Source organism: Streptococcus tangpeifui (assembly GCF_011038795.1).
Lineage (GTDB): Bacteria > Bacillota > Bacilli > Lactobacillales > Streptococcaceae > Streptococcus > Streptococcus tangpeifui.
In genome coordinates, this window is record NZ_JAAKDU010000001.1 from 136342 (window position 1) to 156826 (window position 20485).

Below are 20485 nucleotides of genomic sequence, written 5' to 3' on the forward strand. Positions count from 1 at the left end.
TTAGATTGGACATGGATAATTATGGCAAGATTGATTCCTGGACGGGTTCGCAATGAAGGTATCGCCCTGTCTCAAGCGGGTAAAGTCAACATTAAATCAACAGCGAATAAGATTATCAAGGCAGAAGTGGCTGATGTCGCCATCCAGTTCTCTTTTGATGATGATAAGGTCAGCTGTTCTTGCCCTACATTTGCTCAAAAGAACTATTGTTCACATTTGGCGGCCATAGAATTTTATCTGAAAAATGATTCTGCTGGCAGGGAGATAGTCGACCAGTTGAAAAATGAAGCAGCTAGTCAAAAGCAACAGGAGAGGTTACATTCCTTTGGTAGTCTCTTTTTAGATGGTTTGGCGGTTAATGAGGATGATAGCCTTAAATATCGTTTGTCCGTTTCAGGTGAGCAAGATTTGTATTCGTCTGCTATTTGGTGGACTATCCATATTAACCGTCTTCCTGATGAACGCTCATACATTGTACGAGACATCAAAAACTTTCTGCAGGTTTTAAAGCGCGAAGATGCTTATCAAATTGGAAAGAATTATTTTGAGCCAATTTCATACCTGCAGTTTGATGAGCCTAGTCAGGAATTTCTCGACTTTCTTTTGCGGCTGATTCCTGATGAAGACCTCAATCATTTGGATTTTCTTTTACCTAATCGTGGTCGTCACTTGGCTCTGCCTGGGGGTTTCTTCGAGGAAGGGATTCAACTGATGCAGGATCTTTATGATTTCCATGTTAACCTTAATGGACGAGATTATAAGGATCTTTATTTTAAAGAATTAACAAAAGAAGATAATCTCTTTCATTTTAAGATTCTTGTTCATCGGCAATCTTTAGAAATGGTTATCGCTGAAAAAGCCAGTCAGGCCTACTTTGATCAAACCTATTTGCTCCACCGACAGACCTTTTATCATCTTAATACTAAGCAAAGACGCTTGGTTAAGGCGATTAAGAGTTTGATGATTGATCAGGATTTGAATAAGCATGTTCACTTTGATTTGGAGGATCAAGGGAAGCTAGCGGCAAGTCTTTTAGATTTTGCTGAAATTGGCCAGATAGATGCTCCTAAATCCTTTGCAATTCGAGATTTTAAACCCATTTTTAAGCTTGATTTGTCTGAAAATGGTGAGATTTTACTAAATCTTATCTATGACTATGATGGGATTCAAGTCGGTAGTCGAGAAGAGCTGCAAGCCCTTCCTTTTACTAGTAATTTTAAGCGAGAAGAACGTATCAGTCAGGTTCTGACTAGTGAAGGTTTTGTGGGGCATTTCTCTGCTCGCCATCAGCCAGTCTATGATGAGAAACTCTATGATTTCTTTATGAGGACTATTCCTCACTTAGAGCGTCTGGGTCAGGTGATTTTGAGTTCAGATTTAGATGATTTGCGAGCCTACGAAAGGCCTCAGATTAAGGTTTCTACTGAAAAAGGCCTCTTAGATGTTTCTTTTGATTTTTCTTCAATCTATGAGGGAGATATTAGTCAGGCTTTACAAGCCCTTTTTAAGAATGAGGCCTACTATATCAGTGATAAGGGACATTTGGTTGTCTTTGATGAAGAAACTCAAAAGGTTAGTAAAACTCTGCAAGCTCTGCGGGCCAAACCAATAGCCAACGGTCACCTGCAGTTGGATAATTTGGCGGCCTTCCAGTTGTCAGAACTCTTCAAGGATTCTGAGCGGGTTGATTTTTCCAAGGACTTTCAACAATTGGCTTACGATTTGAGGCATCCAGAAGCTTTTGAATTACCTGAACTTGCAGTTAAAGCCAGCTTGCGTGATTACCAATTAGCAGGGATTAAATGGCTATCGATGCTTGACTATTATGGGTTTGGCGGTATTTTGGCAGATGATATGGGGTTAGGTAAGACCCTGCAAACCATAGCTTTTTTGACGGGTAAGATGAAATCGGACTCTAAAGTCTTGATACTCTCACCATCTAGCCTAATTTATAATTGGAAGGATGAATTTACTAAGTTTGCTCCAGAGCTTGATGTGGTTGTATCTTATGGGCTTAAACAGGAGCGGCTGGCTACGATAGCTGAAAATCGTCAGGTGACGATTACTAGCTACACCTCTTTCCGGCAAGATTTTGATAGCTATCAAGCTGGCCACTATGATTATTTGATTTTAGACGAAGCTCAGGTTATGAAAAATACTCAGACTAAGATTGCCCAACATTTACGGGCTTTTGAAGTCGGAAATTGTTTTGCCTTATCGGGGACGCCTATTGAAAATAAGCTCTTAGAAATCTGGTCTATTTTTCAGATTGTTTTACCTGGGCTACTTCCAAGTAAGAAGGAATTTTCAAAAATGGAAGCCAGTCAGGTAGCCCAATATATCAAGCCTTTTGTCATGCGGCGCAAGAAGGAAGATGTTTTGCCAGAGTTACCTGATTTGACAGAAACTACCCACTATAATGAATTGGAAGATAAGCAGAAAGCCATTTATCTGGCTCAATTGCGACAGATCCAAGCGAATGTCCGTCAGTCCAGTGATGCCGAACTCAATCGTCAAAAGATCCAAATTTTATCTGGAATTACCCGTCTGCGGCAGATCTGTGATACGCCGGCTCTCTTTATGGATTATCAGGGAGCTAGTGGCAAGGTTGAGAGTTTGCGCCAGTTACTCAGTCAAATCCAAGCGAGTGCCCACCGGACCCTTGTTTTCTCGCAATTCCGCGATATGCTTGATATTGCTGAGGAAGAAGTATCTAAACTGGGTATGACCAGTTACAAGATTACTGGCTCCACCCCAGCTGAAGCAAGACAGGAAATGACCAAGGCCTTCAATAATGGCAGTAAGGATGTTTTCCTAGTTTCTTTAAAGGCTGGTGGTGTTGGCCTCAATTTGACTGGGGCAGATACCGTCATTCTGATTGACTTATGGTGGAATCCTGCGGTAGAGATGCAGGCTATCAGCCGGGCCCACCGCCTTGGTCAAACAGAAAAAGTAGAAGTTTACCGCCTGATTACTCGAGGAACCATTGAAGAAAAAATCCTTGAATTACAGGATTCCAAGAAAAATTTGGTGACAACTGTCCTGGATGGTAATGAGAGTCGGGCTAATATGACTATCGAAGAAATCAAAGAAATTTTAGGTGTCAAAGACTAATATCCTTTTGACATGCTACCTTTTTAGGGTATAATAGAAATGTTAGAGTCATGCTCAAAAAATTGGGGGAAAGGATACTTATGGCTAGAAAAAATCGCCAGTTTCCACTCGTAGCAGATGATGAGTCGGTAATTGCAGCAGCTCCTCAAATGCACTTGTACGATAATGAAGATTTAATCAATAATATTCATGGAGACTATCAGGATAAGACCTTTCAGGACCAGCCCGATAATGATACTTCCACTGTAACGGCTTCCAAAAGGGGTCAAAGTCCGCTCAGTGATAGAAAGGCTGGTCAGTCTTACGCTGAATTAGCTCGGCAGGAAGCTAAGCAAGATCTCAAGCGCAAGCGCCAATCTTTTATTGCTAAAGAAGCGAAGTTGCCGAGTAAACCAAGTTTTCAGCGTCGAGAATCTGCTGGAACAATTACCAAGTCGACCAATTCAAAACCGACCCTTTTCTTTAATGGTCGGTTGGCAGATGCCAGTCAAGACTTGCCTAATAATGAATTAGCTCGTTTTAGCAAAAATCTCCATCAAGATCATTATATCTTAGCAGAATTACCTAGAGTTTATAAGGAGCCTAAGAATCCTTCTACTAAACAAAGTCAAAAGAATAGTTATGACTTTTTAAAACGCAGTCAAATTTATAATCAGGAAGAAAGCAGACAGCGTCGCACTCATCAAATTGCCAAAGAATTAAATTTGATGATGGATGAGGAGTAGGCAAAGGAGAAAAGAAGACTATGTCAAAAACCTATCATTTTATTGGAATAAAAGGCTCTGGAATGAGCGCTTTAGCTTTGATGTTGCATCAAATGGGCTACAAGGTTCAAGGATCTGATGTTGAGAAATACTATTTTACCCAACGGGGGCTAGAACAGGCTGGCATTAAGATTTTACCTTTTGATGAAAAAAATATCACAGCTGATGTTGAATTAATTGCAGGGAATGCTTTTCGGGAAGATAATAATGTTGAAGTGGCTTATGCGCTGCATCACGGCTTAGCTTTCAAACGTTACCATGAGTTCCTCGGTGACTTCATGAACCAATTTACCAGTCTCGGTGTCGCGGGTGCCCATGGGAAGACATCGACCACAGGTCTTTTGGCTCATGTCTTGCGAAATATTACTGATACTTCATTCTTGATTGGTGATGGAACGGGGCGTGGTTCTAAGAATAGCCAATACTTCGTCTTTGAGGCTGATGAATATGAGCGCCATTTCATGCCTTACCATCCAGCCTATTCTATCATTACTAATGTGGATTTTGATCATCCTGATTACTTCACCTCTATTAATGATGTCTTCTCGGCCTTTGATGATTATGCCAAACAGGTTCAAAAGGGTCTCTTTGTTTACGGCGAAGATCCTTACTTGCGAAAAATTACTTCTAATGCTCCCATTTACTACTATGGTTTTGAAGACAATGATGACTTTATTGCCTGTGATATTGTTCGTACGACTCATGGTTCCGATTTTAAGGTTCAGCATGAGGGCCAAATTTTGGGAAGCTTTCATGTGCCGGCTTTTGGCCGTCACAATATCTTAAACGCTACAGCGGTTATTGCAAATCTCTATGTTGCCGGTTTTAATATGGAGTTAGTAGCTGAGCATCTTAAGACTTTCATTGGCGTTAAGCGTCGCTTTACGGAAAAAATTATCAATAATACTACCATTATAGATGATTTTGCCCACCATCCAACTGAAATTATTGCTACCTTGGATGCCGCTCGGCAGAAGTATCCATCAAAAGAAATAGTGGCTATTTTCCAGCCTCACACTTTTACGCGGACGATTGCTCTTTTAGATGAATTTGCCGTAGCTTTAAATGAAGCTGACAGCGTTTATTTGGCAAAGATTTATGGGTCTGCACGTGAGCATGACAACGGCCAAGTTAAGGTTGAAGATTTAGCTGTTAAGATTAAGAAGCCAGCAGAGATTGTGACAGTTGAGAATGTCTCTCCTCTTTTAGACCATGACAATGCTGTTTATGTCTTTATGGGAGCTGGCGATATCCAGCTCTATGAACGCTCTTTTGAAGAATTGGTGGCTAACCTAGCTGCCAATACCCAATAAAAGTATTAATAGTCAAAAACTGGGTTTGCCCAGTTTTTCGTTTAGTTTATAGGAGATTTTTATGATAATTAGACAGGTTAGAATGGATGATTTTGGGGAAATTTTTGATATTGAGGAAGCCAATTTTTCTGAAGAAGAAGCGGCAAGTCCTCAAGCTCTGCAAGAGCGGATTGCTATAATTCCAGATACTTTCTTAGTCGCTGAACTTTCTGGGCGTGTGGTGGCTTATTTAGTTGGTCCAGCCAAAGCAGATCGCTATCTGACCGATGATCTCTTTGAACACGTTGACCCTAATCCTGCAGCTGGTGGTTTTATCCAAATTCAATCTTTGTCAGTGGCACCTAAGTACCAAGGACAAGGGTTGGGAACAGCTCTTCTAGCGGCTCTTAAAGATCTAGCTCTGGCTCAGGAACGGCAGGGAATTAGTCTAACCTGTCATGCTGAATTGATTCCTTACTATGAGATGAATGGCTTTCGTGATGAAGGTCTGTCAGATTCCCAGCATGGTGGTCAAACTTGGTACAACCTAGTTTGGGAAAATCGTTAAAGTTTTTTTCCTCTATTGCAGCTTGGTGATAAAACTTATAAAATTTGCATTTACCATTAATTTAAGATATAATGGCGACTGATAACTATGAGGAGGATGAGCTTTGACCGATTTTAAGGATGATAAGTCAAAATCTGTAGCCAGTGACAAGAGCTTTAAGGAACAGATTTTGAACGAATTAGAAGAAGCCAATCGCTTAAAAGGAATCCAAGATGACGGGATCGTTAAATCGATTGTTGAAAGTCTCAATGCTGACGGCAATCGTGAAATTGATCCCGATTTTAATTGGCAGGAAGCTGCTGCCCAACTGAAAAAGCAGGAGGAGCAGGCAGCTAAGTCAGCCGAGGAAGAGCAAAAACGTGCTCTGGCTGAGGCTCAGGCCATTAAGAAAATTCGCGAGAAGGAGCATCTCAGAGAGCTCAATGAGCTCAATCCTTTGGGTGAGGACTTGACTGATGAAGAGCCGCTAGAAGAGAGTAGTGCTTATGCTAGCACTGTTTCAACGGCAGCTTCCGAAGCTGCTGAGATTGCTGATGTAGATCTATCAGGTTTTACAGTCCCTATTCCTATACAAGATATTCATTCGGCTAGTCCGACAGTAAACTTGTCTGAAGAACAATCAAGTCGGTCACAGAAGTCTGAGACAGAGCCCCATTTTTCTTCTGTTTCGGAGCAGGAAGCTGGTTTTGCTTCCGAAAGTGACTCAGAAGTAAAAGTCTCATCTAATCAGTCGTCGTTGTCTCAAAATACTTATGACAATGACACAATTGAAGATAATGAGCTGGATGATGAAGAAGATTGGGAGGAAGAGGAGCCCTCTTCCCGTCGTAAGGATAACAAGCGTAAGCAAAAAAAGAAAAAACGTTTGGCTCGTCGTATCAGTACTTGGATTATCAGTCTTATCTTGCTCGCTCTCTTAGCGGGCGGCGGATTTGGTTATTATTATATCAATGCTAGTTTAGCTCCGCTGGATGCTCAGTCAACTAAGTATGTAACGGTTGAAATTCCTAAGGGAGCTGGCAGTAAACAGATTGGCCAAATCCTTGAGAAAAAGAGTATCATTAAAGATGCCAATGTTTTCAATTATTATACCAAGTTTAAAAATTACAGTAATCTCAAGAGTGGTTACTATAATTTGAAAGCCAGCATGAGTATTGATGATATTATCAAGGAACTTCAGGATGGAGGGACGACTGAACCAACCGATCCTAATGCTGGTAAGATTGTTATTCCAGAAGGTTATACTCTCGAGCAAATTGGTAAGGCTGTTGAGAATAACGCTAATACTAGAGTTAAGACGGATAAAACGCCATACAGCTCTAAAAAATTCCTCAACTTAATGAAGGATAAGGATTTCATCGAAAAGATGAAAGAAAAGTATCCTAAGCTCTTGGCAGACCTGCCAGAATCTGATAAGGTCAAGTACCAATTAGAGGGTTATCTTTTTCCAGCAACCTATAACTACACTAAGGATGTCAGTCTTGAAGATCTTGTGGATCAGATGCTAGGAACTATGGATTCCTATCTAAGTGAATATTATGATAAGATTGAACAGTCTAAGTACAATGTTAATGAGATGTTAGCGCTGGCCTCTCTGGTGGAAAAGGAAGGGCAAACGGATGAAGACCGTCGCAATATTGCTAGTGTCTTCTATAATCGTTTGGATGCTGATATGCCCTTGCAATCTAATATTTCAGTGCTTTATGCTTTAGGTAAACTTGGTGATAAGACTTCCTTGAAGGAAGATGCCAATATTGATACCAATATTGATTCGCCTTTCAATGATTATAAGAACAAGGGAGTTATTCCCGGCCCAGTCGATAGTCCAAGTTTATCTGCGATTGAAGCAGTTGTTAATCCGTCAGATACAAAATATCTTTACTTTGTTGCTGATGTTGAAACTGGCAATGTCTATTATTCTGAGACTTATGAGGATCACCAAAAGAATGTTGATACCTATGTTAATAAAAAAGTTTCGGATAGTAGCGAACAGGACTCAGAGAACAAAAATTAAAATTGAGCCTCAAACAAGAGTCTGTGACGAAAGTTCTCGGACTCTGTTTCTGTGTCAGACCCCTGATCAAAATAAAAAATAGAAAAGAGAAAATCATGGCAGAAAAAACTTACCCTATGACTCAAACAGAAAAGGAACAACTTGAGCAGGAATTAGAAGAACTCAAATTAGTTCGTCGTCCAGAAGTTATCGAGCGGATTAAAATTGCCCGTTCTTATGGTGACCTATCTGAAAATTCCGAGTACGATGCAGCTAAAGATGAACAAGCCTTCGTCGAAGGTCAAATTCAAATTATTGAAACTAAGATTCGTTACGCCGAAATCATTGACAGCGATGCCGTGGCTTCTGATGAAGTTGCTATCGGTAAAACAGTTGTTGTTCAAGAAGTTGGTACTAAGGATCAGGATACCTATTCTATCGTTGGAGCTGCTGGTGCTGATGTTTTCGCTGGTAAAATCTCCAACGAAAGCCCTATTGCCCAAGCTCTGATTGGCAAAAAAGTTGGTGATAGGACTACAATTGAATCGCCAGCAGGTAGTTATGATGTTGAAATTGTCAGTGTTGAAAAAACTCAATAACTCATTGAAGAGTTTGGAACTTTGGCTCATTATCAATCAACTGTAGTGGGTGACTTATAGCTAGACATGAGAGGAGACGCAGTCCGTCTTCTCTTTTTCAAACGAATGAGGCTGAGAAACCGGCAACCGGCAATGGCGATAAAGGGAATTTTAGACGGTTTTTGGAAGTCATACTTGATCAGATTTCTCCTGCAGTGCTTTCATTTAGGAGGATAATAATCTAGTGTAGCTACAATTTCGATAGGTGTATCGTGTTGAATGGCTTTATCCAAGGTGATATGTTGGTCTTTAATTCCGATGATTGGTGGAAGAAACAGCCTAGGTATGATTATGGTATTAGTCTTCAACATCAAGCGCAGAATACTTAGATAATAACATCCTGAGCATCTTGAAAAGCTACCCAGAAATGGGAATGAAAGGATCCTGAGAAATTTTTACTTGAGCTTAATCATTAAATGAGGGAAATCCAGACTTCGTTTATTAATTTCTGGCACGTCATCTTATAGACGACCAGATTTTTTGAGTGAGGAGTCGCAGTCTCTCTCTTTTTGGCTAATAAAAAAGATCTGCCCCATTATAACTGGGACAGATCTTTGTATTTTAAGCTATTTTTTCTTACGGTTTTGTTTACCAGCATTGCGATTTTGCTTTTTAGTTGTAATAGCTTTATTCGTTTGATTTTGTGGCGTCACATCTTTTCGAGCTGCTTTAGCTGCTTTAGGCGCCTTAGGCGGGTTCTTCTTGAATTCTTCTTCAACTTGTTTAGCAAGTTTTGGTTTGATCAGGAAGTTGGTAATCAGCTGTTGAATAATGGAGAAAATACCCCCAACGAACCAATAGAGGACAACAGCTGAGGGTTGTGCCAGTCCGAAGAAGACCATCATAATAGGGGTCATATACATGGTCATACCGGCCTGTTTGCGCTGCTCCTCTGGCATCTGCTTGACAGCCAGCCAAGACTGAACCAGATAGAGGCCAGCGATGATAATCATCAGAGGAATATCACGATGGCCCAAATTGAACCAAAGGAAATCAGACTTAAGAACTCCTGGGGTATAGCGAGCTGCGAAGTACATAGCCGAGAAGAAAGGAATCTGAATCAAAAGTGGCAGGCAGCCCATGCCTCCTAGCATACTGACGCCGTTTTCTCTTTGAGCCTGCATGAGCTCAGTTTGAGCAGCCATTTTTTCTTCCTGAGTTGTCGCTTCTTTCATTTTCTTATTGATAGGCTCAAAGATGGGAGCCAGATAGTCACGTTTAGCAGCTTGATAGGCAGCACTACGTGATTGATGGAGCCCAAGTGGAAGAATTAGTAAGCGCACTAGGACAGTAACAAGGATGATTCCCAGTCCAAAACCTAGTCCGAGATTATTAGCAAAAAAGGTGATAAGGTGTCCCATAGGTTCGCCCAAGAGATGCCAAACTGTTCCAGTTGGTTTGCCGTTTTTACCAAGGCGGACACAGCCAGACAAGACAAAGAGCATAGATAGGGCAATACCTGAGAGAAGTATACGTTTTGAAGTTTTATTCACAATAAGTTCCTTTAAATTTAGTAATACTGTTCTATTTTACTTTTTTTTAGACAAATACTCAATAGTTCCCTAGTAGGATTTTAGCGGATTTTTAAAATCCTACCTCGGATATCATAATGACGCCATTGACCTAGAGATTTTTTATAAAAAATTGTGGCTGGACAAGAATTTTAGTGTTTTGTGAGACTAGTTAATTAACATGGACTAAAGCCCAGTAAAAACGATGTAAATCCTAGAAAATCAGGATTTTCTGTCGCACTCCTATTCATACGGCTTTTTAAACACCCTAAGTATCTTTTTTAATTTGCCATGCGGAAATCTGTAAAGTCTTCGAAGTTAGCCATGGTAACATCCACATAGGTGACCTTGGCCCAAGGAGATGGCCCTTTGCGTATTTCTTGAATAAACTTAGCCATCTTAGCTGGATCAGCTGATTGGGCTAAGATCTCCACAGTGCCATCATCCTTGTTCCGAACCTGCCCATAGATATCGCCGATTTCTTTGGCAAGATTGAAGGTTGAATAGCGAAAGCCAACCCCTTGCACACGACCAGAAACAATCATTTTTACCTTTTTCATAAAAATTCCTCCTTTGGACTGAGCATTGATTTTTCTAGATATGCTATAATAATTATATGATTATTATAACCTCAAAAGCCAATAATCTCATCAAAAAGACAAAAAAATTGTTGCAAAAAAAACACCGAAAGCATTCTTATCTGATTGAGGGCTGGCATCTCTTCGAGGAAGCTCGTACGAATGGTGCAGTTTTTGAACATATTTTTGTCCTTGAGGAGATGGCTGACAGAGTGAGTCACCAAGAGAAAGTTGTTATGGTGACGCCAGAGGTGCTTAAGGAATTATCTGAGAGTCCTACCCCCCAAGGAATTGTTGCGGAAGTTCAGTTAGAACAACCAGCTTTGCCTGAGACTTGGCAAGGACCTTACCTAATTTTGGAAGATATCCAAGATCCGGGAAATCTTGGAACTATGATTCGGACAGCTGATGCTGCTGGCTATCAGGCAGTCTTTATCTCAGATAAGTCGGCTGATATCTATAATGCTAAGACGCTTCGCTCTATGCAGGGCAGTCATTTCCATCTGCCTATCTACCGCGGTCCGGTCATGGACTTTGTGACAACTTTAAAAAATGCTGGAGTCCGTTTACTGGCAACAACTTTATCAGAGCAATCCATTGACTACCGTGAGTTAGTTAAGCCAGCTAGATTTGCTTTGGTTATGGGAAATGAAGGCCAAGGGATTTCTCAGGAAATGGCTCAGGCAGCCGATCAGTTGATTCACATTAGCATGCCAGGCCGGGCTGAGAGCCTAAATGTGGCAGTCGCAGCCGGTATCATGATGTTCCAATTTATTTAGGAAATCCCAGCTAGTTACTAGCAAAAGGAGAACAGTATGAAAGCCTATCAAAAAGATAAAGAATTTATGAAGATTGTTGGGCCCTTGATTGAAAATCCTAGATTTCAACGCTTAGACGAGATTACCCATCATCATTATTCAACACGGATGAAGCATTCCATCAATGTGGCCTATACAAGCTATAAGGTTGCCAAGAAATTCGGTTGGGATGCTAAGTCAACAGCTCGTGGTGGTCTCTTACACGATTTCTTTTATTATGACTGGCGAGATACCAAATTTAATAAGAGTCATGCTTGGGTCCATCCTCGGATTGCAGTAAAGAATGCCAGAAAGCTAATTAACCTCAACAAAAAGGAAAAGGATATTATCCTCAAGCATATGTGGGGAGCAACTATTGCCCCCCCTCGCTACAAGGAATCTTATATCGTTACCTTTGTTGATAAATACTGGGCGATCAAAGAAGGTTCTTATCCTATGCGCCAACGCTTTAAAAATCGTAAGATTTTTAAACGTAAACAATTGGGTTCTCACAATCATTAAATTTTGTTAAAATAAAAGAAATTGAAAAAGAATTTGGAGGATATTTATATGAATATGAATAATATGGGGTCAAATCCCGTTATTACACAGGCCGACACTGGCTTGAGTCGTTTCTTTGCCAAGATTTATAGCTTAGTTGGAGTTGGTATTGGTTTATCAGCGGTCATTGCAGCTCTCATGCTCTTTGTCTTTCCAGAAAATATGATTGCTATTATGACCAGTGGCCGGCTGATCTATCTGGGAGCTATCGGTCTTGAGCTGGTTTTGGTCTTCGTGGCTTCGAGTGCTGCTCGTCGCAACACACCTTGGGCTTTGCCTATTTTCCTTATCTATTCAGCTTTGAATGGTTTTACCATGAGTTTTATTATTGCGGCTTATACAGGGGCAGAAGTTCTCGGTGCCTTTGTTAGTTCATCTGCTGTCTTCTTCATTATGGCGGCCATTGGTGCAACTACAAAGAAAGATTTATCAGGCATGGCCAAGGCTTTAATTGCTGGTTTGATTGGGATTATTATCGCAGGATTTATCAATATTTTCTTGGGGTCAGGCATGATGTCCTTCTTAGTCAGTGTGGCCTCCGTTGTGATTTTCTCTGGCTTGATTGCTTATGAAAATCAGCTGATTAAACGTGTTTACGGTCAAACACGTGGTCAGGTTCACGATGGCTGGGCAATTTCTATGGCTCTCAGCCTCTACTTAGACTTCATCAACCTTTTCTTGAGTATTTTGAATCTCTTTGGTCGTCGCAATTAGTCGGCTATAAAGGTGATAAAAGCAGTTGGTTTAAGAAAGCTAACTGCTTTTTTATTTTAACATGACATGAAAGAAATAGTCCTTAGCAATATTTTAGGTAGAAGCGAGAGAATTTTTGGATAATAAAAAGGTCCTGTGGACCTTTTTATCCCGAGCCTTAGAATTAGGAGGCGAGGCTGGTTCTGTGAACCTTTTATTGAACTAGGCTGCTGTAATCATCAGAGGATTTATAGAAGACCTGATTTTTAAATTGGTCCGTTCCACTTGAATCTAAAATGTCACTGTAGGCTGTAACGAGGCGGTCCTTGCTAGTATCGGATGGATCAACTTGGCCATTTTGAAAGTGACGGTCAGGAATGGCTTGACCAGCTCCATACATGAGAACACCAAAGCTAGTACCGTCATCATAGGTAACCGTCATTAAAGCTTCTCCTTTACCATCTCGACTAACAGAGATGCTGCCAGTTGTCCCTAGAACACTGATGCGTCCTTGAGGAGAGATGATGACCACTCGCCCGCTGCTATCTGCCCAGGTACCAGAAATGCTAGTATAGTCGCCTTTAGTTAGGGCCTCGAGATTAAAGGAGGAGCTGGCAGATGGTGTTTCTGCCTCCTTATTGTCTGAGTTGTTCCCTGCTTGGTTGCTTGAAGAAGATGGCTTAGCCTCTTGTTTGGTCGAAGCTTTGTGAGATGAGGCTTTAGCAGCTGATTCCTTTGATTTTGATGTCTGATGTGTTTTTGTCTGACTGGGTTTCTTATTTGACTTGTTGCAGGCAGTCATACCAATGCTTAGACAAACTACTAGGGCAAGCGATAGTAGTCGAAATGATTTTCTCATAGCCTTTCCTCCTTTGCTGTACTTGCCTTTAATCATACTATTTTTTGAAAGAAATGTAAAACGTTTTCAAATGTCTTTCAGCTTGTTAGATGGAACAATGAGGCTATAAAAAAACGGCCTTGAGGCCGTTTCTCACTAACGAGCAATGCGCCTGCGAGCCGCTTTTTTACGATTTTCTTCGATGAAAGCCGCTTTCTTTTCCTCAGGTTCAATAATTGTCTTTTTGACAGCAAAGACAGCACCTGCGACAGTTGCAGCAGTTCCAACAACGCCAGTAGCAAGGCCACGAGCGAAAGCATGTTTTTTAGCCATGATCGTTTCTCCTTCTTTCTTATGTTATAATTATACTAGCTAAATTTTAGATTATTTTCAAGGAAAAAGATGAAAACAAAAGTAATAGTGGTGGCTGGTCCGACGGCGGTTGGTAAGACCGCCTTGGGTATTAGTTTGGCCCAAAAATTTAATGGTGAAATTATCAGCGGAGACAGCCAACAAGTCTATCGTAAACTGGATATCGGAACAGCCAAGGCAAGTTCGGCAGAGCAGGCTGCAGTTCCTCACCATCTGATTGATGTGCGAGATGTTGATCAGACCTATTCTGTCTACGACTTTGTTCAGGAAGCTAAAGCAACCATTTCTGAAATTACTGATCGGGGGAAGGTACCCATTATTGTTGGGGGAACAGGGCTTTATTTACAGAGTCTGTTAGAAGGCTATCATCTTGGAGGACGAGTTGATCAGGAGGCTGTTTTAGCCTACCGAAAAGAGTTAGCAGCACTGTCAGATGCTGACTTGATGGCTCGAGCTCAAAGACTGTCACAAAAGCCTGACCAGCCTAATCGCAGACGATTAATTCGTGCCTTGGAGTTAGAAAAGTTTGGTAAAGATTTGGTTAATCAGGAGACTGAGTACGCTCCCCTTCTAATCGGTCTTAATGATGAGAGGGTTAGGCTGTATGATAGGATTAATAAACGGGTTGATAATATGTTGGACCAAGGGCTGCTCGAAGAAGCTTACTGGCTCTATGAGCATTATCCAGAGTCACAGGCGACTAAGGCTATTGGTTACAAGGAGCTTTTTCCTTATTTTAGGGGGGAACAAGACTTGCAGACGGTCATCGATAAGCTCAAACAGAACACCCGTCGCTTTGCCAAACGTCAGCTGACTTGGTTTCGAAATCGCATGGCTGTCAACTTTTATGAGATTTCTGATCCTGATTTTAAACAGGCAGTTGAGCATGCAGTGGGAGAATTTTTAGAGAAAGACTGAGCCAATTAGGGTTTAGCCTTTTTCTTAAGAAAAAGGCTAAACAAAATCACTGACTAGTACTAACAGCAGCCAATCCTGCTCTGTCGGCTTATTTTAAAGCTTTATGGTATAATAATAACGTTATGGAAAATTCTAATATTACTCTTATTGCTCAAAATTTGGGCATTAAGGCATCGCAAATTCAAGCAGTCCTAGATTTGACTGTCCAAGGGAATACCATTCCTTTTATTGCTCGCTATCGGAAAGAAAAGACAGGCAATCTGGATGAAGTCGCCATCAAGGCGATTATTGATCAGGATAAATCTCTGACAGCTCTAGCTGAGCGAAAAGAGACGGTTCTGGCCAAGATTGAAGAGCAGGGCAAGCTGACCCCTGAATTGAAAAAGGCTATTGCAGCTGCAGATAAATTAGCTGAGGTGGAAGAACTCTATCTCCCCTATAAGGAAAAACGTCGGACTAAGGCGACCATCGCCCGCGAAGCAGGTCTGGCTGATTTGACACGGTTGATTTTGCAGAATGTCCCTGACTTAGACGTTCGGGCTGAGAATTTTATTTCAGATAATTTCCCTACCGCTAACAAAGCTTTAGCAGGAGCGGTGGATATTTTAATAGAATCTCTGTCGGAGGATAATCGTCTGCGTTCTTGGACCTATAATGAAATTTGGAACTACAGCCTGCTGGTTTCCAGTCTCAAAGATACCAGTTTGGATGGCAAGCAGGTTTTCCAAATTTACTATGATTTTTCAGAAAAAGTCAAAGACCTGCAGGGATATCGGATTCTAGCTCTTAATCGTGGAGAAAAGTTGGGTGTGCTTAAGGTTAGCTTCGAACACCACTTGGATAAGATTATCCGTTTTTATCAAGTCCGTTTTAAAGTTAGAAATACCTACATTGATGAGGCTATTGCCAAGGCAGCCAGAACCAAGATTATCCCAGCTATGGAAAGACGGATCCGCAGTGAATTGACTGAAACAGCAGAAGATGGGGCTATTTCACTCTTCTCTGACAATCTGCGTCACCTGCTTTTGGTGTCCCCACTTAAAGGGAAGGTCGTTCTTGGTTTCGATCCAGCCTTTAGGACAGGAGCTAAGCTAGCGGTAGTGGATCAGACTGGTAAGCTCTTAACCACTCATGTTATCTATCCTGTAGCTCCAGCCAGTCAGGCTAAAATTGCTAAGAGCAAGGAGGAATTGGCTGATTTGTTACAAGCTTATCAAGTGGAGATTATTGCTATTGGTAATGGGACAGCTAGTCGGGAAAGCGAAGCCTTTGTAGCAGAAGTGCTCAAGGATTTTCCGGAGGTTTCTTATGTTATTGTCAATGAAAGTGGGGCTTCGGTCTATTCAGCTTCTGAACTAGCACGGCAAGAGTTTCCGGATTTGACGGTTGAAAAGCGCTCTGCCATATCTATTGCACGACGACTGCAGGATCCTTTGGCTGAACTGGTTAAGATTGATCCTAAATCTATCGGTGTTGGTCAGTATCAGCACGATGTCAGTCAGAAAAAGCTGACAGAAAATTTGGATTTTGTTGTGGAGACGGTTGTTAACCAAGTTGGGGTCAATGTCAATACGGCCAGTTCTGCCCTCCTTTCCCATGTTGCGGGTCTCAACAGGACTATTTCGGATAATATCGTTAAATTCCGTGAAGAAATGGGACGCTTAACTTCAAGGGAAGAAATCAAAAAGGTCCCACGTCTAGGAGATAAGGCCTTTGAACAGGCGGCAGGTTTCTTACGAATTCCTAATGGTGACAATATTTTAGACAATACAGGCGTGCATCCCGAGTCCTATTTGGCTGTAGAAGAACTTTTCAATCGTCTGGAAATTAGAGAGCTAGACCAGACAGCTAAGGATAAATTGACTGCGCTTGATTTAGCTCAGATGGCTTCTGAACTAGGTATTGGTCAGGAAACTCTCAGGGATATTATTGCTGACCTACTGAAACCTGGCCGAGATCTACGGGATGATTTTGAGACTCCAACCCTCAGGCAAGATCTCCTAGAACTCAAAGATTTACAGATAGGCCAAAAACTGGAAGGCACTATCCGTAATGTAGTTGATTTTGGAGCCTTTGTTGATGTTGGTGTCCATGAGGATGGTCTGATTCATATCTCTGAAATGTCCAAGAACTTTGTCAAGCATCCCAGTCAGCTGGTCTCCGTTGGTGACATTGTGACTGTTTGGGTTTCTAAGGTTGACTTAGAGCGCGAGAAGCTCAATTTATCTCTGGTGGCTCCACGTGAATCTAACTGACTACGTTAAGCAGGTCTCGCTTGAGGATTTCGGTCAGCCTTTTAAGCACCGAGCGTTTTGGAATAGACGACTTCGGACGACAGGCGGACGTTTCTTTCCCAAGGATGGGCACTTGGACTTTAATCCTAAAATTTATGAGGCTGTGGAGCTGACTATCTTTAGGAAAATTGTCCGTCACGAGCTTTGTCATTATCACCTGTACTATGCTGGCAAGGGCTATAAGCATGGCGATAGGGAGTTTAGACAGCTGCTCAAAGAAGTGGATGGCTTGCGATATGTTCCTAAGCTTCAGGAGCAAAATTTTCGTTATCTCTACCAGTGCCAAGCTTGTGGTCAGACCTACCCTCGACAGAGACGCGTGAACCTTAATAAGTTTCGTTGCGGTCGATGCCAAGGCAGGTTGATCTTGCTTGAGCAGACCTAGTTCTCATTTTCTGCCTTTTTTCTGATAAATCAGCCTTAGGGCTGATTTTATTTTTGGCAAGTAGCAGTATAATAAATTTGTAAGCTGAGGGGGAGTCTGAAATAGAACAGGAATTTCAGTCAACCCAGTCTTAGGAAGTGAGGAAACCATGATGACAGGTCTTTATAAGAAACGGCAGGGGCGGATTCTTGCTGGCGTGTTAGCCGGCTTGGCTGATAAGTTCGGATGGGATATCACCTTAGCCCGTGTGCTTTACGCTGTTTTTACCTATTTTTCAATTGGTTTCGGAATCTTTCTCTATGTCCTATTGGCCGTCCTTCTCCCCTACAAAGAAGATGAAGAACGTGATAAATACGGTACTGGTCCTCGTCGACGCAAGGATGCCGAAGTTGTTGATGATGACAAGTGGTTCTGGTGATTTTATAGCTTGCCTTGGCTTTATTAGAAGCTAGGGCATTTTTGTTTCCGTTTGCATTTATGTTATAATGGGGATATTAAATAGAAATGAGAAAAACTTATGGCAGTTACTGTTGAGATGCTGGCTAAGAAGGTTAAGTTAGAGCCAGTTTATTCCAGACCAGAACTTTTAAAAAAGGAAATTATCACCTCTGATATTTCTAGGCCCGGACTGGAGTTGGCTGGCTATTTTGATTATTATTCCCCTGAGCGAGTTCAGCTCATGGGGATGAAGGAATGGTCCTATATGATGACCATGACCCCTCATAATCGCTATTCGGTGCTCAAAGCCATGTTCAAGTCTGAAACGCCGGCTCTAATTGTTGCGCGGGACTTGGAGATTCCTGAGGAAATGATTCGGGCAGCCAAGGAAGGTGATACTCCGATTTTTCAGGCTCACCAAGCAACTTCTAGTGTTTCTGGTGAAATCTCTTGGTACCTCAATTCTTGTTTAGCAGAGCGAACCAGTGTTCACGGTGTGTTGATTGATATCTATGGCATGGGTGTCCTGATTCAAGGAGATTCTGGTATTGGTAAGAGTGAAACTGGTCTAGAACTGGTTAAGCGTGGTCACCGTTTGGTTGCGGATGACCGTGTTGACATCTATGCTAAAGACGAAGAAACCCTCTGGGGAGAACCAGCTGAGATTTTACGTCACTTGCTAGAGATTCGCGGTGTTGGTATTATTGATGTCATGAGCCTCTACGGAGCCAGTGCTGTCCGAAATTCTTCTCAGGTTCAGCTTTCTATTTATCTGGAAAACTTTGAGCAAGGCAAGGAATTTGATCGTCTGGGTAATGGTAATGAAGAAGTCGAATTGCAGGGGGTTAAAATCCCTCGAATTCGGATTCCCGTTAAAACCGGTCGAAATGTTTCAGTTGTCATCGAAGCGGCAGCCATGAATCATCGGGCAAAACAGATGGGATTTGATGCGACTAAGACTTTTGAGGACCGCCTAACCAATCTGATCACAGAAAATGGTGCTGACTGATGGCAGCTGTTATTGATCCAATCGTTTTTCAATTTGGTCCTATAGCGATTCGTTGGTACAGTATCTGTATTGTAACAGGCATGGTTTTAGCGGTCTGGTTGGCCATACGGGAGGCACCTCGTAAGGGAATGACCTCGGATGATGTCCTTGATTTTATCCTAATTGCTTTCCCTATCTCCATTTTAGGAGCGCGCCTCTACTATGTCGCTTTTGAATGGAAGTATTATCAGAACCATCTGAATGAGCTTCTGGCAACTTGGAATGGCGGTATTGCCATCTATGGTGCTCTGATAGCAGGAGCTCTAGTTATGCTGATTTTCTCTTGGAAACGGAAAATCAATGCCTATGATTTTTTGGATATTGCTGCTCCTGGAGTCATGCTGGCCCAGAGTTTTGGCCGTTGGGGGAATTTTTTCAACCAAGAAGCTTATGGAAGGGCAGTCGCCCATCTGAATTATTTGCCCAAGTTCATTCAGCATCAGATGTATATTGATGGCAGCTATCGGGTACCCACCTTCTTATATGAATCTCTCTGGAACCTGTTTGGCTTCGCTCTGATTATGAGTGTAAGGCATCGTTCAGGACTTTTAAAACGTGGGGAAGTTGCCTGGTTCTATTTCATCTGGTATGGCTGCGGTCGCTTTGTCATTGAAGGTATGCGAACAGATAGTCTGATGTTGGGAGGATTGCGAGTATCTCAATGGCTGTCTCTGATTCTGGTGATCTTTGGACTGGTCATGACCTATTACGGTCGAACCAAGGGACGGCAACCCGATTATCAACAAAATAAGAATTAAATTAGTAGGAGTAAAACATGGTAGGATATGCAATGTTAATTATCGCTTTGGCTTTTGTTGCTTTGGTCATCTATTTGGCTATCGTCTTGCACAAGGTAGCTGGAGCGGTCGACGAAACGAAAAGGACACTGACAGTTCTGACAGCAGATGTGGATGTCACTTTGCACCAAACTAATGACTTGATTGCTAAAGCTAATGTTTTGGTGGATGATATTAATGGTAAGGTGGCTACGATTGATCCGCTCTTTGATGCGGTTGCTGATCTCTCACTCAGTGTCTCTGATCTCAATAGCCAAGCTCGTGTTTTAGGCAAAAAGGCAAGCAATGCTGGTTCTAATGCTGCTAAAGCGGGGACAGTTGCGACGGCCCTGCGTTTTGCCAGCAAGCTATTTAAGAGTAGAAAGAAAGGGGAAGAATAATGGGAAAATTTTTAAAAACTATAGTTTCTAGCGCAGCTGTCGGAGCAGCGGTTGGTTATTTCTTAACGACTAAGAAAGGGCAAGAAATAAAGGAGAAGGCTGTAGATTTTGCTAACGGCTATAAGGACAATCCTGAGACTTATAATCAAGCTGTTAAGAAGAAGGCTAATCAATATAAGAATTGGGCCGTCAACACTTTCAATGATTATAAAGAAAAGTTTGAAACAGGTGAATTGACCAAGGAAGATGTACTTGACGTAGCTAAGGAAAAGGCAACTCAGGCATCTGAATTTGCCAATGACCAAGTTGTGGCCTTTCGTGATAAGTTTGTCAAGGCTAAATCAGAATCATCGTCAGACACACAGGCTGAGGTGGATGACATCGTGATTGACTATCCTGAGTCCGATGAAACTAGTCAAGAGAATTAGATTGAAGTCAGATGTGGCATAATGTTTAGCCTATCTGGCTTTTTATTTTCTTGGATATTCGCAAATGTAGATAAAATG

21 protein-coding genes and 1 pseudogene are annotated in these 20485 nt (G+C 41.8%); 17 read left to right on the top strand and 5 right to left on the bottom strand.

The features are described 5' to 3' along the window. The first annotated feature begins 21 nt into the window (after positions 1 to 21). From G7Y32_RS00640 to greA, 6 genes are all read left to right on the top strand, one after another. A complete protein-coding gene (locus G7Y32_RS00640; RefSeq protein WP_165209203.1) occupies positions 22 to 3114 on the top strand; it encodes a pilus expression-regulating Snf2 family helicase in 3093 nt (1030 codons plus the stop codon). An 80-nt stretch (positions 3115 to 3194) separates the two neighbouring features. Next, positions 3195 to 3839 (top strand): divisome accessory protein ZapJ, encoded by a 645-nt coding sequence (gene zapJ, locus G7Y32_RS00645; RefSeq protein ID WP_165209206.1) that lies wholly within the window; start codon positions 3195 to 3197, stop codon positions 3837 to 3839. Between the two features lie 20 nt (positions 3840 to 3859). Continuing rightward, positions 3860 to 5191 carry a UDP-N-acetylmuramate--L-alanine ligase gene (gene murC / locus G7Y32_RS00650; protein ID WP_165209209.1) on the top strand — a complete coding sequence of 444 codons (1332 nt, stop codon included), beginning with the start codon at positions 3860 to 3862 and terminating at the stop codon, positions 5189 to 5191. A gap of 61 nt (positions 5192 to 5252) precedes the next feature. Then, a complete protein-coding gene (locus G7Y32_RS00655; RefSeq protein ID WP_165209212.1) occupies positions 5253 to 5738 on the top strand; it encodes a GNAT family N-acetyltransferase in 486 nt (161 codons plus the stop codon). 103 nt (positions 5739 to 5841) lie between these two features. Next, positions 5842 to 7752, top strand: a complete 1911-nt coding sequence (gene mltG, locus G7Y32_RS00660) for an endolytic transglycosylase MltG (RefSeq protein ID WP_165209215.1) — start codon at positions 5842 to 5844, stop codon at positions 7750 to 7752. A gap of 95 nt (positions 7753 to 7847) precedes the next feature. Continuing rightward, positions 7848 to 8330: a transcription elongation factor GreA gene (gene greA / locus G7Y32_RS00665; protein WP_165209218.1), complete on the top strand. Its 483-nt coding sequence runs from the start codon at positions 7848 to 7850 to the stop codon at positions 8328 to 8330. 86 nt (positions 8331 to 8416) lie between these two features. Here the strand turns inward: greA and G7Y32_RS10290 are convergent. From G7Y32_RS10290 to G7Y32_RS00675, 3 genes and pseudogenes are all read right to left on the bottom strand, one after another. Continuing rightward, positions 8417 to 8680, bottom strand: a pseudogene (locus G7Y32_RS10290) (hypothetical protein); the annotation flags it as partial. Positions 8681 to 8935: 255 nt separating this feature from the next. Further along, the gene (gene yidC, locus G7Y32_RS00670) at positions 8936 to 9862 is read right to left on the bottom strand and encodes a membrane protein insertase YidC (RefSeq protein ID WP_165209221.1); all 927 of its coding nucleotides are present in this window, start codon (positions 9860 to 9862) and stop codon (positions 8936 to 8938) included. Positions 9863 to 10161: 299 nt separating this feature from the next. Next, a complete protein-coding gene (locus tag G7Y32_RS00675) occupies positions 10162 to 10440 on the bottom strand; it encodes an acylphosphatase (protein ID WP_165209224.1) in 279 nt (92 codons plus the stop codon). Positions 10441 to 10496: 56 nt separating this feature from the next. Here G7Y32_RS00675 and G7Y32_RS00680 point away from each other — a divergent pair, with 56 nt between their 5' ends. Genes G7Y32_RS00680 through G7Y32_RS00690 form a run of 3 tightly spaced genes read left to right on the top strand, consistent with a single transcriptional unit; the run spans position 10497 to position 12530 of the window. After that, a complete protein-coding gene (locus G7Y32_RS00680) occupies positions 10497 to 11237 on the top strand; it encodes a TrmH family RNA methyltransferase (protein WP_165209227.1) in 741 nt (246 codons plus the stop codon). A gap of 36 nt (positions 11238 to 11273) precedes the next feature. Next, positions 11274 to 11777 carry an HD domain-containing protein gene (locus G7Y32_RS00685; protein WP_165209230.1) on the top strand — a complete coding sequence of 168 codons (504 nt, stop codon included), beginning with the start codon at positions 11274 to 11276 and terminating at the stop codon, positions 11775 to 11777. Between the two features lie 48 nt (positions 11778 to 11825). After that, positions 11826 to 12530, top strand: a complete 705-nt coding sequence (locus tag G7Y32_RS00690; protein WP_435796729.1) for a Bax inhibitor-1/YccA family protein — start codon at positions 11826 to 11828, stop codon at positions 12528 to 12530. 193 nt (positions 12531 to 12723) lie between these two features. Here the strand turns inward: G7Y32_RS00690 and G7Y32_RS00695 are convergent, their stop codons facing one another. Together G7Y32_RS00695 and G7Y32_RS00700 are read right to left on the bottom strand one after the other, a co-directional pair. Continuing rightward, positions 12724 to 13368, bottom strand: a complete 645-nt coding sequence (locus G7Y32_RS00695) for a DUF6287 domain-containing protein (RefSeq protein ID WP_165209232.1) — start codon at positions 13366 to 13368, stop codon at positions 12724 to 12726. Positions 13369 to 13503: 135 nt separating this feature from the next. Further along, complete coding sequence (locus G7Y32_RS00700; RefSeq protein WP_002962393.1) at positions 13504 to 13680, bottom strand: DUF3042 family protein; 177 nt, start codon at positions 13678 to 13680, stop codon at positions 13504 to 13506. A 69-nt stretch (positions 13681 to 13749) separates the two neighbouring features. Here G7Y32_RS00700 and miaA point away from each other — a divergent pair, with 69 nt between their 5' ends. The 8 genes from miaA (at position 13750) to G7Y32_RS00740 (ending at position 20407) form a co-directional block, all read left to right on the top strand. Then, on the top strand, positions 13750 to 14637 hold the full coding sequence (gene miaA / locus G7Y32_RS00705; RefSeq protein ID WP_165209234.1) for a tRNA (adenosine(37)-N6)-dimethylallyltransferase MiaA: 888 nt from the start codon (positions 13750 to 13752) through the stop codon (positions 14635 to 14637). A 122-nt stretch (positions 14638 to 14759) separates the two neighbouring features. Continuing rightward, positions 14760 to 16892: a Tex family protein gene (locus tag G7Y32_RS00710; RefSeq protein ID WP_165209236.1), complete on the top strand. Its 2133-nt coding sequence runs from the start codon at positions 14760 to 14762 to the stop codon at positions 16890 to 16892. Further along, positions 16879 to 17316: a SprT family protein gene (locus G7Y32_RS00715; RefSeq protein ID WP_165209238.1), complete on the top strand. Its 438-nt coding sequence runs from the start codon at positions 16879 to 16881 to the stop codon at positions 17314 to 17316. The genes G7Y32_RS00710 and G7Y32_RS00715 overlap by 14 nt, the downstream gene beginning before the upstream one ends. Before the next feature lie 151 nt (positions 17317 to 17467). Next, positions 17468 to 17734 carry a PspC domain-containing protein gene (locus tag G7Y32_RS00720; protein WP_206221343.1) on the top strand — a complete coding sequence of 89 codons (267 nt, stop codon included), beginning with the start codon at positions 17468 to 17470 and terminating at the stop codon, positions 17732 to 17734. A gap of 99 nt (positions 17735 to 17833) precedes the next feature. Continuing rightward, positions 17834 to 18763: an HPr(Ser) kinase/phosphatase gene (hprK, locus tag G7Y32_RS00725; protein ID WP_165209242.1), complete on the top strand. Its 930-nt coding sequence runs from the start codon at positions 17834 to 17836 to the stop codon at positions 18761 to 18763. After that, positions 18763 to 19560: a prolipoprotein diacylglyceryl transferase gene (gene lgt / locus G7Y32_RS00730; protein WP_165209244.1), complete on the top strand. Its 798-nt coding sequence runs from the start codon at positions 18763 to 18765 to the stop codon at positions 19558 to 19560. The genes hprK and lgt overlap by 1 nt, the downstream gene beginning before the upstream one ends. A gap of 17 nt (positions 19561 to 19577) precedes the next feature. Next, complete coding sequence (locus tag G7Y32_RS00735; protein WP_165209246.1) at positions 19578 to 19979, top strand: DUF948 domain-containing protein; 402 nt, start codon at positions 19578 to 19580, stop codon at positions 19977 to 19979. After that, positions 19979 to 20407, top strand: a complete 429-nt coding sequence (locus tag G7Y32_RS00740; protein WP_165209248.1) for a YtxH domain-containing protein — start codon at positions 19979 to 19981, stop codon at positions 20405 to 20407. Before G7Y32_RS00735 ends, G7Y32_RS00740 begins: the two co-directional genes overlap by 1 nt. Positions 20408 to 20485 lie beyond the last annotated feature (78 nt).

Coding starts and splice junctions, on each gene's coding strand:
- G7Y32_RS00680 (WP_165209227.1), top strand. CDS start 10,497: ATGATTATTATAACCTCAAAAGCCAATAATCTCATCAAAAAGACAAAA.
- hprK (WP_165209242.1), top strand. CDS start 17,834: ATGGCAGTTACTGTTGAGATGCTGGCTAAGAAGGTTAAGTTAGAGCCA.
- murC (WP_165209209.1), top strand. CDS start 3,860: ATGTCAAAAACCTATCATTTTATTGGAATAAAAGGCTCTGGAATGAGC.
- G7Y32_RS00710 (WP_165209236.1), top strand. CDS start 14,760: ATGGAAAATTCTAATATTACTCTTATTGCTCAAAATTTGGGCATTAAG.
- greA (WP_165209218.1), top strand. CDS start 7,848: ATGGCAGAAAAAACTTACCCTATGACTCAAACAGAAAAGGAACAACTT.
- G7Y32_RS00675 (WP_165209224.1), bottom strand. CDS start 10,440: ATGAAAAAGGTAAAAATGATTGTTTCTGGTCGTGTGCAAGGGGTTGGC.
- G7Y32_RS00695 (WP_165209232.1), bottom strand. CDS start 13,368: ATGAGAAAATCATTTCGACTACTATCGCTTGCCCTAGTAGTTTGTCTA.
- G7Y32_RS00740 (WP_165209248.1), top strand. CDS start 19,979: ATGGGAAAATTTTTAAAAACTATAGTTTCTAGCGCAGCTGTCGGAGCA.
- G7Y32_RS00685 (WP_165209230.1), top strand. CDS start 11,274: ATGAAAGCCTATCAAAAAGATAAAGAATTTATGAAGATTGTTGGGCCC.
- G7Y32_RS00720 (WP_206221343.1), top strand. CDS start 17,468: ATGACAGGTCTTTATAAGAAACGGCAGGGGCGGATTCTTGCTGGCGTG.
- G7Y32_RS00735 (WP_165209246.1), top strand. CDS start 19,578: ATGGTAGGATATGCAATGTTAATTATCGCTTTGGCTTTTGTTGCTTTG.
- G7Y32_RS00700 (WP_002962393.1), bottom strand. CDS start 13,680: ATGGCTAAAAAACATGCTTTCGCTCGTGGCCTTGCTACTGGCGTTGTT.
- lgt (WP_165209244.1), top strand. CDS start 18,763: ATGGCAGCTGTTATTGATCCAATCGTTTTTCAATTTGGTCCTATAGCG.
- zapJ (WP_165209206.1), top strand. CDS start 3,195: ATGGCTAGAAAAAATCGCCAGTTTCCACTCGTAGCAGATGATGAGTCG.
- G7Y32_RS00655 (WP_165209212.1), top strand. CDS start 5,253: ATGATAATTAGACAGGTTAGAATGGATGATTTTGGGGAAATTTTTGAT.
- miaA (WP_165209234.1), top strand. CDS start 13,750: ATGAAAACAAAAGTAATAGTGGTGGCTGGTCCGACGGCGGTTGGTAAG.
- G7Y32_RS00690 (WP_435796729.1), top strand. CDS start 11,826: ATGAATATGAATAATATGGGGTCAAATCCCGTTATTACACAGGCCGAC.
- G7Y32_RS00640 (WP_165209203.1), top strand. CDS start 22: ATGGCAAGATTGATTCCTGGACGGGTTCGCAATGAAGGTATCGCCCTG.